Source organism: Accumulibacter sp. (assembly GCF_032229525.1).
Taxonomy (GTDB): Bacteria; Pseudomonadota; Gammaproteobacteria; order Burkholderiales; family Rhodocyclaceae; genus Accumulibacter.
The window spans coordinates 3,033-16,689 of the sequence record NZ_JAVTWB010000190.1; the positions used below are offsets into that span (position 1 = coordinate 3,033).

Genomic DNA, 13,657 nt, shown 5'->3' on the forward strand with positions numbered 1-13,657 from the left:
GGTCGGGGCCGTATTCCGAACGCGCAACTGGAGCTGATCTCGGACATGCCCGCCGATCTGCTACGCCGCCGTCCGGATGTCCGGGCGGCCGAGATGCAACTGGCGGCGCAGTCGGCACTGATTGGCGTCAGTGAGGCCGAGCTCTATCCGGCGATCAGTCTGCTGGGGTCGTTGGGCGTCTCGGGGACCTCCTTGAGCGCTTCGAGAAACACCTTCGACTGGGCAATCGGCCCCAGCCTGACGTGGAACGTTTTTGACCATGGCCGCTTGAGTAATCAGGTCCTGGTCCAGGATGCACGCTTCCAGCAGCTTTTCGAGCAGTACCAGGCAACGGTACTGAGTGCTGCCCGTGAGGTTGACGATGCCGCCGTTGCTTTTGCCAAAGGCCGTGAGCAGACGGTGTTGCTTGCCGAAGCGGTGACCGCGGCGCGGCGCTCGCTGGCGATTGCCAACATCCAGTATCGCGAAGGTCTGACAGGTTTCGAACGGGTACTCGATTCGCAGCGCGCGCTGTTCAGCCAGCAGGAGCGTGAGGTCAGCGCGCTCGGTGATGTCGCCAAGAGCCTGATTGCGCTCTACAAGGCGATGGGCGGTGGCTGGCAGGCCGGACGCAGCCGTCCCTTGCTCGATGACGCGACGCGCGAGACGATGGGCGAGCGCAGCGACTGGCAGGACATGTTGAGCACGCCCCTGCCGCCCGCTGCGCGTTCCTTGCCGGCGGGCGTGCAAAACCTTGAGAGAGAGCCATGAGTGAACAAGCCCTAAGGTCCACCGAGGCGCCAGCGCCCGTGGCGCCGGCGCCACCTCCCGAGAAGCCCGGCGCCGGGACGCGGATCGGCTCGCTGATTGTCGTCGCGCTGATCGTCGCCAGTCTGCTCTGGTATTTTGCTGCCGATCGCCTGACGCCCTACACCTCGCAAGCCCGGGTGCAGGCTTTTGTCGTGCCGGTGGCGGCCGAGGTGGCGGGCAAGGTGCTGAGCGTACACGTCAAGAACAACGATGACGTGCAAGCTGGCGAGCCGCTCTTCGACATCGATCCCAGCCAGTACCAGATCGCCGTGCAACGCGCGCGCTCGGACTATGAATCGGTGCGCCGCTCGGTCAATGCAGCGAGTGCGGCGGTCGAGGCCGCGCGGGCTTCGCTGCAGGCCGCGCAGGCCAATCACGTCAAGGCCGAGAAGGATGCGACGCGGCAGGAAACACTCTACGCCGAGGACCCCGGCGCCATTTCGGTGCGCCGCCTGGAGAGCGCGCAGGCGACGCGGGTGCAGGCGCGCAGTCAGGAAAAGGCGGCCGAGGCCGACCTGCGCCGGGCGCAGGAGTCCGCTGGCGAGAGCGATGAAAACAACTCGCAGTTGCTGAGCGCGAGTTCGGCGATCGAGAAGGCCGAGCTTGACCTGCAGCGCACCCGGGTGGTGGCGCCCGGCCGCGGTTTGGTCACCGATCTGCGTACCGAAGTCGGGCTGTTTGCCCAAGCCGGAGCGCCGGCGATGACCCTGATCACGATCCACGATTTCTGGATCAATGCCGACCTCACCGAGAACAACCTCGGCAATGTCGACGCTGGCGACGAGGTCGCCATCGTCCTCGACGTGTCGCCTGGCGAAGTGTTCAAGGGCCGCGTGCGCAGCATCGGCAGCGGCGTCAGCTCCGGCAAGCAGACCTCGCCGGGGACGTTGCCGACGATCGACAACAGCCGTGACTGGCTGCGGCAGGCGCAGCGCTTTCCGGTGGCGATCGAGTTCGACCCCGCCGAAGGCAAGCGCTTGCCGGATATACGGATTGGCGGCCAGGCCGAGGTGCTGGTCTATACCGGCGAGCATCCGCTGATGAATTTCCTCGGGGCTGGCTATATCAGGCTGATGAGCCTGCTCTCGTATCTCTATTGAGCAGCGGCTGATGGCACGCGCCGACAAGGCTGTTCTGCGCCTGGCCAGCGGACTGTTTCTGGCGGTGCTGCTGGCCTATGGCCTGGCGCTGCCGCTGCCCTTCGTGGTCTGTCTGCTGGCGGTGATGATGCTCTGCAAGCCGGGGCCGCCGCTGCCGATACTCAAGGGTATGGTGGTCGCCCTGTTGCTCGGCGTATTGCTCGTCGGCGGCGTGCTGATGGTGCCGCTGTTGCAGCATTATGCGCTGAGTGGCGTCATGCTGACTGGCGCCGTGCTCTACGCGCTGTTCTTTTTTGGCCTGCGCAGTGCCAATCCACTGACGATGATTCTGGTCGTCTCTTTCACCCTGGTGCCGGTCGCCGGGGTGGCGGAGCAGGCGTTGGTGACCGTCATCAGCGTCGCTTTGGTCGCCGGGGTTCTGGTCGGGGTGGTGGTCAATGGCGTTTCACACGCTTTCTTTCCCGACCCTCCCGAACTGCCGGGCATGGCCGTAAAGCCACCGCCAATCGAACGCGAGGCGGCCAGCTGGATTGCCCTGCGGGCAACGCTGATCGTCCTGCCGGTATTCGTCCTGGCCCTGAGCAATCCGTCTTTCTATCTCGCAGCAATCATGAAGACGGTGGCGCTGGCGCAGCAGGCGGGTTCTGCCCGAGCCCGATCGGCGGGGCGGGAACTGGTCGGCTCGACGCTGATGGGCGCCTGGATGGCGATGCTGGTCTGGTTCGGCTTGTCGCTGTGGCCCAACCTGTGGATGTTGATGCTGTGGATCACTGGCGCCGCCCTGTGGAGCGGTGCGCGCATTTTCGGGGTCAAGGCAAGTACGTTTCGTCCCTCGTTCTGGAGCAACGCGCTGATGACGATGCTCATCCTGCTCGGGCCAGCGATCGAAGATAGCGCCAACGGCAGCGATGTTCTGGCCGCATCGGCGAGTCGTGTCCTTCTCTTCGTCGGGGTATCGCTGTATGCCTGGGCAACGGTCTGGGTTCTGGAGCGCTGGCGCGCTTCGCGATCGCAGGCGCTGTTTTTCGATCGTAGCTGAAAGGAGGGCACGGCATGATTTTGATTGATCTGGCGATTGGCCTGCCGACCATGTTGGCATGCCTGATCCTGCAGGTGTCGGTGACTTTCTGGGTGGTCAAGTACTACCTTCGGCTATCAGCTCGGCAGCTGTCCGGCAGTGGATTTCTTGTTGGCGTCCGCCCGCTGATGGTGGTGATGGTGGTCATGATGGCAGGCAACTTCCTGCAGATGGCGATCTGGGGAGCGGTCTTCTTCGTCCTGGGAGAGTTCGACAGCATGCACGCGGCTTTTTACCATTCGGCGGTGAACTTCACCACGCTCGGCTACGGCGACTTTGTCATGAGCGACGAGCGGAAATTGCTGGGCCCTCTGGAGGCCGCCAACGGTGTGTTGATGTTCGCCATTACCAGCGCGGCCTTGATGTCGGTTCTGCAGCACATGATCAAGGTGCATCTGGTGGCCGGCGAGAAGAAGTAGTGACTGCGTGTGGCCAGGCTGAACGCAAGAAGCCCGCCTGACGGCGGGCTTCGATGGCAGCTGGGGTGGCTCCCGTTCAGGCTTACTCGAATTCGAGAATTACCTGGTCGACCGACAGGCTTTCTCCAGGCTCGGTCACGACCTTCTTGACCTTGCAGTCACGCTCGGCCCGGAGGACGTTCTCCATCTTCATGGCCTCGATGACGGCAAGCTTTTCACCGGCACTGACCTGTTCGCCAGCCTTGACCGAGACCTCACGCAGCAGGCCGGGCATCGGGGAGAGCAGGAACTTGGAGAGATCCGGCGGCACCTTCTTCGGCATCAGGGCCAGCATCCGGGCGGCGTTGGCGGTCATCACCGTTGCCTTGACCTGCTTGCCGAAGTGGACGACGCGGTAGAGCAGACCGATGCGTTCGAGTTGCAGACACAGTGGCGTGCCATTGCAGGTGCCGTGAAAGACCAGTTCACCGAACTTCCAGTCGGACACCAGATCGTAGCGATCCGAGCCGTAGGTGACGGAGTAACCACCAGGGATCGAAGTGACCACCACCGGGTAATCCTTCCCCTCCATCTGCACGACCCACTCGCTGCCAACCTTGCGCTCGTGTCCCGGCATCTGGCCGCTGACCTGGACCGCTCGGTCGATGTAGCGACGACGGCCGAAAGCGGCGACTGCGGCGAGCAGGCCCGGGTCCTCGTGTACTACGTCGGAGGCCACGAAGCCGTTGGGGAACTCGTCGGTAATGAACGAGGTGGTGAAGATCCCCGACAGGAAACGCGGGTTCTGCATCAGCGCCGCCTGGAACGGAATGTTCGAGCCAATGCCGCGAATCACGAAGGCGTTGAGGGCGTCGCGCATGCGTTCGACTGCCTGCTCGCGGGTCGAGCCGTGGCAGATCAGTTTGGCGATCATTGAGTCGTAGTACATCGAAATCTCGCCGCCTTCGAAGACGCCGGTATCGACCCGAACCTCGCCTTCGACGGTTTCCGGTGGCCGGTACTTGACCAGTCGGCCGATCGACGGCAGGAAGCCACGGAAAGGGTCTTCGGCGTTGATCCGGCACTCCATCGCCCAACCGTTGGCCTTGATGTCAGACTGCACGAAGGGTAGTTTCTCGCCGGCGGCGACGCGGATCATCAACTCGACGAGATCGACGCCGGTGATCATTTCGGTGACCGGATGCTCGACCTGCAGCCGGGTGTTCATTTCCAGGAAGTAGAACGATTTGTCCGAACCGACGACGAATTCGACGGTGCCGGCGCTCTGATAGTTCACGGCTTTGGCCAGTGCTACCGCCTGCTCACCCATCGCCTTGCGGATGCTGTCGTCGATGAACGGCGACGGCGCCTCCTCGATCACCTTCTGGTGCCGCCGCTGGATCGAACACTCGCGTTCGAGCAGGTAGACGGTGTTGCCGAAGGAGTCGGCGATGATCTGGATCTCGATATGGTGCGGCCCCTCGACAAACTTCTCGATGAACACGCGATCGTCGCCGAAACTGTTGCGCGCCTCGTTGCGGCAGGCATCAAAGCCTTCCGAAGCTTCCGTGTCGTTGTAGGCGACACGCAGGCCCTTGCCGCCACCGCCGGCAGAGGCCTTGATCATTACCGGGTAACCGATATCCTTGGCGATGCCGACAGCCTTGGCGGCGTCCTCGATGGCCGCGTTGTGGCCGGGGATGGTGTTGACCTTGGCTTCCAGCGCCAGTTTCTTGGAGGCGATCTTGTCGCCCATGGCAGCGATCGAATGGTGCTTCGGGCCGATGAAGGTGATGCCGTTCTCTTCAAGCCGGCGCGAGAACTCTTCGTTCTCCGAGAGGAAGCCATAGCCCGGGTGCACTGCTTCGGCGCCGGTCTGCTTGCACGCATCAATGATCTTGTCGATCACCAGATACGATTCCTTCGATGCGGCCGGGCCGATACATACTCCCTCGTCAGCCATCAGCACGTGCATCGAGTCCTTGTCAGCCTCGGAATAGACCGCGACCGTCTTGATGCCCATATTTTTGGCGGTCTTCATGACCCGACAGGCAATTTCGCCGCGGTTGGCGATCAGAATTTTCTTGAACATCTCTATTTCTCCCCGTCGATCAAAGCGGAATGTTGCCGTGCTTGCGCCACGGGTTTTCCAGTTTCTTGTCCCGCAACATGGCCAGCGAGCGGCAAATGCGCTTGCGCGTTTCGTGCGGCATGATCACGTCGTCGATGAAGCCTCGCGCACCGGCGACGAAGGGGTTGGCGAATTTTTCCTTGTACTCCGCTTCACGTGCCGCCAGTTTTTCCGGATCGTTCTTCTCCTCGCGGAAGATGATCTCGACCGCACCTTTCGGACCCATCACGGCAATCTCGGCCGATGGCCAGGCGAAGTTGACGTCGCCACGCAGGTGCTTCGAAGCCATCACGTCGTAGGCGCCGCCGTAGGCCTTGCGGGTGATCACGGTGATCTTCGGCACCGTGCACTCGGCGTAGGCGTAAAGCAGCTTGGCGCCGTGCTTGATGATGCCGCCGTATTCCTGCGCCGTGCCGGGCATGAAGCCGGGCACATCGACGAAGGTGACCACGGGGATGTTGAAGGCGTCGCAGTAGCGCACGAAGCGCGCTGCCTTGATCGAGCTCTTGATGTCCAGGCAACCGGCGAGGACCAGCGGTTGGTTGGCGACGATTCCGACGGTCGAGCCGTCCATGCGCGCGAAACCAATGACGATATTCTTGGCGTACTCGCGCTGCAGTTCGAAGAAATCGCCGTCATCGGCCACTTTGATGATCAGTTCCTTGATGTTGTACGGCTTGTTGGTGTTGTCCGGCACCAGCGTGTCGAGCGAGAAGTCGAGCCGATCGGCCGAGTCCTGCGAAGGCAGACGCGGCGGTTTCTCGCGGTTGTTCGACGGCAGGAAACTGATGAAACGGCGCATCATCATCAGTGCCTCGACGTCGTTTTCGAACGCCAGGTCGGCAACCCCGGACTTGCTGGTATGGGTGACGGCGCCGCCGAGTTCTTCGGCAGTGACATCTTCGTGGGTCACCGTCTTGACCACTTCCGGGCCGGTGACGAACATGTAGGACGAGTCCTTGACCATGAAGATGAAGTCGGTCATCGACGGGCTATAGACGGCGCCGCCGGCGCAGGGCCCCATGATCAGGGAAATCTGCGGCACCACGCCCGAGGCGAGAACATTGCGCTGGAAAACGTCGGCGTAACCGGCCAGCGAAGCGACACCTTCCTGGATCCGGGCGCCACCCGAGTCGTTGAGGCCGATCACCGGCGCACCGACCTTGATCGCGTGATCCATAACCTTGCAGATTTTCTCTGCGTGCGCCTCCGACAGCGAACCGCCGAAGACGGTGAAGTCCTGCGAAAAGATGAACATCAATCGACCGTTGATCGTACCGCAGCCAATCACCACCCCGTCGCCGGGAACCGACTGGTCGGCCATGCCGAAGTCGTGACATCGGTGTTCCTTGAACATGTCCCATTCTTCGAAGGAACCACTGTCGAGCAATAGCTCGATGCGCTCGCGGGCGGACAGTTTGCCCTTGCTGTGCTGGCTGTCGATACGCTTCTGGCCACCACCCAGACGCGCCGCCGCACGCTTTTCTGCAAGCTGGCGAATGATGTCGTGCATAAGGTTTACTCCCTAACGGTCGGGTCAATCAGAACTACTCATACATCAGAACTACGGAAACAGGTCGGACTATCCTGATCCGACCCCGGTAATCATTCCTTCATGTTGGCCAGCAGCCGGGACGCTGCCGCTCCCGGCGTCGTCCGCCCCTCGGCGACGTCGCCCAACAACTCGGGCAGCGCGGCGCGCACTGACGGATGGGCGCGGAAATAGCGGCGCAGCCCGGAATCGATCAGGCTCCACATCCAGTCCACGGCCTGCCGGCGACGCTTCTGCTCGAATTCGCCGCTTTCGGTCATGGTGCGCTGGTAGCGCTCGATTTCGCCCCAGAACTCGGCGATGCCGCGCTTGCCGAGGGCGCTACAGGTAAGAACCGGCGGTCGCCAGTTGGGGCTGGCGCTGCGCAGCATGGTCAGCGCCGTACGCATCTGACTGCGTGCGGCGGCTGCGGCACGTTCGTCGATATCCGCCTTGTTGAAGACGATCAGGTCGGCAATCTCGACGATTCCCTTCTTGATTGCCTGCAGGTCGTCGCCCTGGCTGGGTAGCTGCAGCAGGACGAACGCATCGACCATGCCGGCGACAGTGGTTTCGGACTGACCGACACCGACGGTTTCGACGATGATCACGTCGAAACCGCCCGCTTCGCAGAGCAGCATCGCTTCGCGCGTCTTGTCGGCCACCCCACCCAGCGAACCCGAAGAGGGGCTGGGGCGGATGAAGGCTTCGTCGCGCTGGCAGAGAAACTCCATGCGCGTCTTGTCGCCGAGGATCGAACCGCCGGAGACCGATGACGACGGGTCAACGGCGAGCACGGCCACGCGCTTGCCGGCTTCGATCAGAAGGAGGCCGAGGGATTCGATGAAGGTGGACTTGCCGGCCCCGGGTGCGCCGGAGATGCCTACCCGGACGGTGTTTCCGGTGTGTGGAAGAAGTGCCGTCAGCACTTGCCGAGCGCGACGGTGATGATCGCTGCGCGTCGATTCGACGAGCGTGATGGCTTTGGCCAGCGACCGCCGTCGACCGGCGAGAACGCCGTCGACGAGGTGCTGGTCGGCAGGAGCCAGTGCGGTTGCGGATGTGTGAGTCATATCCATGGTCGATGGCTGATGGCGCTTCTGCTCAAGCAGAGGTCCGTGCCTTGCGGATTTCGGCCAGGACGGTCATCGCCGAATCCTCGATGCGCGTGCCCGGTCCGAAGATCGCCTTGGCGCCGGACTTGAAGAGAAAATCGTAGTCCTGCGCCGGGATCACCCCGCCAGCGAAGACGATGATGTCGTCCGCCCCCTGATCCTTGAGCGCCTGGACCAGGGCCGGCAGAAGCGTTTTATGCCCGGCTGCGAGGGACGAGACACCGACGGCGTGCACGTCGTTCTCGATGGCCAGGCGGGCGGCCTCTTCGGGCGTCTGGAAGAGCGGACCGACGTCGATGTCGAAACCCAGATCGGCAAAAGCGGTGGCGACCACCTTGGCCCCTCGGTCGTGGCCGTCCTGGCCCAGTTTGGCGACCATAATCCGCGGCCGCCGGCCTTCTTCCTCACTAAACTTGGTGATCTCGGCTTTCAGCGTTTCCCAGCTCGAAATGCCGTCCACCACCGCACCATAGACGCCCGAGACCGTCTGCTGGGTGGCGCGGAAACGCCCGAAGATCTTCTCCATGGCGTCCGACACCTCGCCGACCGAAGCGCGCAAACGCATGGCCTTGACCGTCAGGTCGAGCAGGTTGCCTTCGCCGGTTTCGGCACAGCGGGTGAGATCGGCCAGCGCGGCGTTGACCTTGTCGCTGTCACGGCTTGCGCGGACAGTCTTGAGACGGGCAATCTGCGAATCGCGAACGGCATTGTTGTCGATATCACGGATTTCAAGCGCGTCTTGCTTGGCGAGCTTGTACTTGTTCACGCCGACGATCACGTCCTTGCCGGAATCGATGCGTGCCTGCTTGTCGGCCGCGCAAGCTTCGATCTTCATCTTGGCCCAGCCGGATTCGACGGCATGCGTCATGCCGCCCATGCTGTCGACTTCCTCGATGATCTTCCAGGCCTCGTCGGCGAGGTCCTGGGTCAGCTTTTCCATCATGTACGAGCCGGCCCACGGATCGATGACGTTGGTGATGTGCGTCTCTTCCTGGATCACCAGCTGGGTGTTACGCGCGATGCGCGACGAGAACTCGGTCGGCAGGGCGATCGCCTCATCAAGCGCGTTGGTGTGCAGCGACTGCGTGCCACCGAAGACCGCGGCCATGGCTTCGATGGTCGTACGCACGACGTTGTTGTAGGGATCCTGTTCGGTCAGCGACCAGCCCGAGGTCTGGCAGTGCGTACGCAACATGCTCGACTTGGCATTCTTCGGTTCGAACTCCTGCATGGCTTTCCACCACAGCAGGCGGGCGGCGCGCAGCTTGGCGACTTCGAGGTAGAAGTTCATGCCGATGGCGAAGAAAAACGACAACCGACCGGCAAAGGCGTCGACGTCCAGCCCGGAAGCAATCGCCGTGCGCACGTAGTCGCGGCCGTCGGCAATGGTGAATGCCAGTTCGAGCGCCTGCGTCGCGCCGGCTTCCTGCATGTGATAACCCGAAATCGAGATCGAGTTGAACTTGGGCATGTGCTGGGCGGTGTAGCCGATGATGTCGGAGATGATCTTCATCGACGGCTGTGGCGGGTAAATGTAGGTGTTGCGGACCATGAACTCCTTGAGGATGTCGTTCTGGATGGTCCCCGACAGCTTGTCCTGGGTGACGCCCTGTTCCTCGGCGGCGACGATGTAGCCGGCGAGGATTGGCAGCACCGCACCGTTCATGGTCATCGACACCGAGATCTTCTCGAGCGGGATGCTGTCGAACAGGATTTTCATGTCTTCGACGGAATCGATCGCCACCCCGGCTTTGCCGACATCGCCAGTGACCCGCGGATGGTCGGAGTCGTAGCCACGGTGCGTAGCCAGGTCGAAGGCCACCGAGACGCCCTGGCCGCCGGCGGCGAGGGCCTTGCGATAGAAGGCGTTGGAAGCTTCAGCGGTGGAGAAGCCGGCATACTGACGAATCGTCCAGGGTCGGCCGGTGTACATCGTCGCCTGCGGACCACGGACGAATGGAGCAAGGCCCGGCAAGGTATCGGTGTACTGCAGACCCTCCAGATCCTGGCGGGTGTAAAGGGGTTTGACGACGACCCCTTCCGGCGTTACCCAGTTCAGGGTGTCGAGTTCGGCTCCGCGCAGCGCTTTTGCGGCGGCTTTTTTCCAGGGATCTAGATTTGCTGAATCGGCGTTTGCAGGATTGTTCTCGTTGGACATGACGGAACCTTTCACGGAATCAGTGGAATGGGGTGGGGTTGTCGTCTCGGACGACGCAAGGATTATACCTACCCGAAGGGCTGCGATGGCTCAAAGGCGCCCGCAAAGCTTGACACCCCGTCTGACGAATAATACTGTATCCATAATTATGAACGCAAGGTCTCGCCGAGACCTGGAATCAGTCAGCGAAGACGAAATCGATGGACGCGAGTCAAATAGCCCAGACTGCCCTCTACCAGGAGGTCGCGGAACGACTACGGCAACGAATCTTCTCGCATGAGTTGCCGCCGGGGGCGAGGATCGACGAACAGGCTCTGACGCTCGCTTATGGCATCAGTCGGACACCACTGCGCGAAGCGCTGAAGGTGCTCGCTGCCGAGGGTCTGGTAATTTTGCGACCGCGCCGTGGCTGCTTCGTGACCGAGGTCTCGGAGCAGGATCTCGACGACATCTTCCCCTTGATGGCGATGCTCGAAGCCCGTTGTGCGCTGGAAGCGACAAGCCGTGCACAGTCCGAGGATCTGGCCGGGCTCGACGCGATTCACGCCCGACTCGAGCACTTTGCCGCCAGCAACGAGATCGAACGTTTCTTCGAAGCGAATCAGGAGTTTCACTCGCGCATTCAGGAAATGTCCGGAAACCGTCGGCTCCGACAGGTGATCCAGGATCTGCGCAAGGTGCTCAAGCTTACGCGGCTGTTTTCGCTGAGCATCGACGGTCGTCTGAAGCAGTCTCTTGCCGAACACCGCGTGATCCTGGCGGCGATCAAGGCGGGTGATGCGGCTGGCGCACAAACGGCGATGCACGATCACATTCTTTCCGGACGCGAGGCCCTGGCCCGATGCCATTCCAATCAGGAGTTGCTGGAATGACCGGTCGCATCCTGTGCACGCGTGCGACGGCGGTCGCCACCGTCACCCTGTCGAATCCGGGCAAGCTCAACGCCATCGATTTTGCCATGTGGCAGAGCCTGGCCGAGATCGTCGGCGATCTGTCGCGTGATCAGCAGTTGCGCTGTGTCATCGTGCGTGGCGACGGCGATCAGGCTTTCGCCGCCGGCGGTGACATCGAGGAGTTTCGTAGCCGGCGGGATACGGTGGACCGGGCGATGGCCTACCACGCGCAGGTGGGGGATGCCCTGCGGGCGTTGTCCAGCTGTCCTCTGCCGATCATTGCGCTGGTACAGGGGGCGTGCATCGGTGGCGGGCTGGAGATCGCCGCGCAATGTGACCTGCGTATCTGCGGCGAGTCGTCCCGCTTCGGAGCGCCGATCAACAAGCTCGGTTTTTCGATGTATCCCGGCGAGATGGAAGGCCTGTTGCGCTTGATCGGGCCGGCAAGCCTGCTGGAAATCCTGCTCGAAGGTCGCATCCTCGGCTCGACGGAGGCTCTCGCCAAGGGCCTCGTCACCCGTGTCATTGCGGACGCCGATGTCGTTCGCGAGGCGCAGGCAAGTGCGCGCCGTATCTGCGAAGGCGCGCCGCTGGTTGCCGGTTGGCACAAACAGTGGGTGCGTCGGCTGCAGGAAGCGCGTCCGATCAGCGCTGACGAACTGCGTGCCTCGTTCGCCTTTCTCGATAGCGACGACTATCGCGAAGGTCTGGCGGCGTTTCTCGAAAAGCGCGCGCCGAATTTCTGCGGCCGCTGATCCGCCTCGCTAGGTGAACAGGCCCCAGGCCATCTTCGCCGCGAGCAAGATCAGGATGCCGGCAAAAAGACGCTTCAAGGTGGCCACAGGCAAGCGGTGTGCCAGTTTGGCGCCGAGCGGTGCGATCAGCATGCTGGCCGGTATCAGCCAGACCAGGGCGGGCAGGTAGACGTAGCCGAGGCTCCACTGCGGCAGACCGGGGTGCCCCCAGCCGTTGAAGATATAACCCAGCGAACCGCCGACGGCGATGGGAAAGCCGACCGCGGCAGATGTCCCGATGGCATTCTGTACGCGCACATTGCACCAGGTCAGGAAAGGCACGGTGAGCGACCCGCCGCCAATGGCCACCAGTGCCGAGACGGCACCGATGCCGGTGCCGACGGCAAAGACGCCAGCTGCGCCGGGCAGCTCTCTCGACGGTTTGGGTTTCAGACCAAAGATCATCTGCATGGCGACCAGGCAGACGAAAGCGGTGAAGAACACGGCCAGCGGTTTGGACGGCACGCTGCCCGCGAACAACGTGCCGATCAGGGTGCCGATGAGAATTCCCGGCGTGATCTGGACGACCACCCGCCACAGCACGGCGCCATGCTGGTGGTGCGCACGCAGGCTGGCAAGCGAGGTGAAGATGATCGCCGCCATCGACGTACCGAGTGCCAGATGGAGAACCTCCGCTATCGGAAATCCCGCTTGCGCGGCGAACATCATGGTCAAGGTCGGGACCATCACCAGGCCGCCGCCGATGCCGAGCATGCCGGCGAAGAAGCCGCCGAACAGACCGAGCGCGAGATATGCCAGCCACCAGAGCAATTCCGACTCCCTTCAGGACCTGGGAAAACGAGAAGCTCTATCATCCCACGATTCGTCGCCTGGTTTGCCGAGCAGGTGGTCGATCGGCGTCGGCCGGGCCCTTCGCCGAGTCATTGCCCGAGTACTTCCGCCAGCATGCGATCGACGCCGATTTGCCACTCCGGCAGGCGCAGGTCGAAGGCGTCCCGCAGCTTGCGCGTATCGAGCCGCGAGTTATGGGGACGCGGTGCCGGCAAGGGGTAGGCGCTGCTCGGCACTGGCTCGATAGCTGTCGGCGCGACGCGGATGGGCTGGCCGGCCCGCCGGGCGAAGTCGATGACGTGCCCGGCATAGCCGTGCCAGCTGGTCTCGCCAGCCGCCACCAGGTGGTAGAGGCCGGCGAGATGCGGTCGCTGCTGTACGCCACGAACGGCATGCGCGGTCACGTCGGCGAGGAGTTCGGCGCCGGTTGGCGCCCCGATCTGATCGGCGATCACCTTGAGTTGATCGCGCTCGCTCGCCAGGCGCAGCATCGTCCGGGCAAAATTGCTGCCGCGTGCCGCGTAGACCCAACTGGTACGGAAAATCAGATGCCGGTCGCAAGCGGCAACGGCCTGCTCGCCGGCCAACTTGGTCTGTCCGTAGACGCTGAGCGGACCGGTCGGGTCGCCTTCTTGCCATGGCCTGTCACCGCTGCCGTCGAAGACGTAGTCAGTCGAGTAATGGACCAGCCAGGCGCCAAGCCGCTTCGCTTCGTCGGCCAGTACGGCGGGAGCCAGGGCGTTGATCATTTTCGCCAGCTCCGGCTCCGCTTCGGCCCGGTCGACCGCGGTATGGGCGGCCGCGTTGACGATCAGGTCCGGAGCGACCTGGCGTACGCTTGCCGCCAGACCAGCGAGGTTGGTGAAATCGCCACACAG

The 13,657-nt window shown here is 62.8% G+C and carries 12 protein-coding genes; 6 read left to right on the forward strand and 6 right to left on the reverse strand.

Annotated elements, in window-relative coordinates; all coding sequences use genetic code 11:
* The 4 genes from RUW20_RS14935 to RUW20_RS14950 form a co-directional block, all read left to right on the forward strand.
* Nucleotides 1–750 (forward strand): TolC family protein (locus RUW20_RS14935; RefSeq protein WP_313953024.1); only part of this gene is annotated, 750 nt, incomplete at its 5' end.
* Complete coding sequence (locus RUW20_RS14940) at nt 747–1,889, forward strand: HlyD family secretion protein (RefSeq protein WP_313953025.1); 1,143 nt, start codon at nt 747–749, stop codon at nt 1,887–1,889. The genes RUW20_RS14935 and RUW20_RS14940, both read left to right, overlap by 4 nt.
* Nucleotides 1,890–1,899: 10 nt before the next feature.
* Nucleotides 1,900–2,928 carry a DUF2955 domain-containing protein gene (locus RUW20_RS14945; protein ID WP_313953026.1) on the forward strand — a complete coding sequence of 343 codons (1,029 nt, stop codon included), beginning with the start codon at nt 1,900–1,902 and terminating at the stop codon, nt 2,926–2,928.
* A 14-nt stretch (nt 2,929–2,942) separates the two neighbouring features.
* On the forward strand, nt 2,943–3,386 hold the full coding sequence (locus RUW20_RS14950; protein WP_313953027.1) for an ion channel: 444 nt from the start codon (nt 2,943–2,945) through the stop codon (nt 3,384–3,386).
* 82 nt (nt 3,387–3,468) lie between these two features.
* On the opposite strand, the gene accC is transcribed toward RUW20_RS14950, so the two are convergent.
* The 4 genes from accC to scpA all read right to left on the reverse strand — a co-directional run bounded on the left by accC (nt 3,469) and on the right by scpA (nt 10,300).
* Nucleotides 3,469–5,457, reverse strand: coding sequence for an acetyl-CoA carboxylase biotin carboxylase subunit (gene accC, locus RUW20_RS14955; protein WP_313953028.1), 1,989 nt, complete (start codon nt 5,455–5,457; stop codon nt 3,469–3,471).
* Between the two features lie 19 nt (nt 5,458–5,476).
* Complete coding sequence (locus RUW20_RS14960) at nt 5,477–7,009, reverse strand: acyl-CoA carboxylase subunit beta (protein ID WP_313953029.1); 1,533 nt, start codon at nt 7,007–7,009, stop codon at nt 5,477–5,479.
* Nucleotides 7,010–7,101: 92 nt separating this feature from the next.
* Nucleotides 7,102–8,100: a methylmalonyl Co-A mutase-associated GTPase MeaB gene (gene meaB, locus RUW20_RS14965; RefSeq protein ID WP_313953030.1), complete on the reverse strand. Its 999-nt coding sequence runs from the start codon at nt 8,098–8,100 to the stop codon at nt 7,102–7,104.
* A gap of 31 nt (nt 8,101–8,131) precedes the next feature.
* A complete protein-coding gene (gene scpA / locus RUW20_RS14970; protein ID WP_313953031.1) occupies nt 8,132–10,300 on the reverse strand; it encodes a methylmalonyl-CoA mutase in 2,169 nt (722 codons plus the stop codon).
* 200 nt (nt 10,301–10,500) lie between these two features.
* Between scpA and RUW20_RS14975 the strand changes: the two genes are divergently transcribed.
* Both RUW20_RS14975 and RUW20_RS14980 read left to right on the forward strand, forming a co-directional pair.
* Nucleotides 10,501–11,172, forward strand: coding sequence for a GntR family transcriptional regulator (locus RUW20_RS14975; RefSeq protein ID WP_313953032.1), 672 nt, complete (start codon nt 10,501–10,503; stop codon nt 11,170–11,172).
* Nucleotides 11,169–11,948: an enoyl-CoA hydratase-related protein gene (locus RUW20_RS14980; protein ID WP_313953033.1), complete on the forward strand. Its 780-nt coding sequence runs from the start codon at nt 11,169–11,171 to the stop codon at nt 11,946–11,948. Before RUW20_RS14975 ends, RUW20_RS14980 begins: the two co-directional genes overlap by 4 nt.
* Nucleotides 11,949–11,957: 9 nt before the next feature.
* Here RUW20_RS14980 and RUW20_RS14985 read toward each other — a convergent pair whose 3' ends face one another.
* On the reverse strand, nt 11,958–12,758 hold the full coding sequence (locus RUW20_RS14985) for a sulfite exporter TauE/SafE family protein (RefSeq protein ID WP_313953034.1): 801 nt from the start codon (nt 12,756–12,758) through the stop codon (nt 11,958–11,960).
* A 110-nt stretch (nt 12,759–12,868) separates the two neighbouring features.
* On the reverse strand, nt 12,869–13,657 hold a 789-nt coding region (rfbD, locus tag RUW20_RS14990; RefSeq protein WP_313953035.1), incomplete at its 5' end, for a dTDP-4-dehydrorhamnose reductase.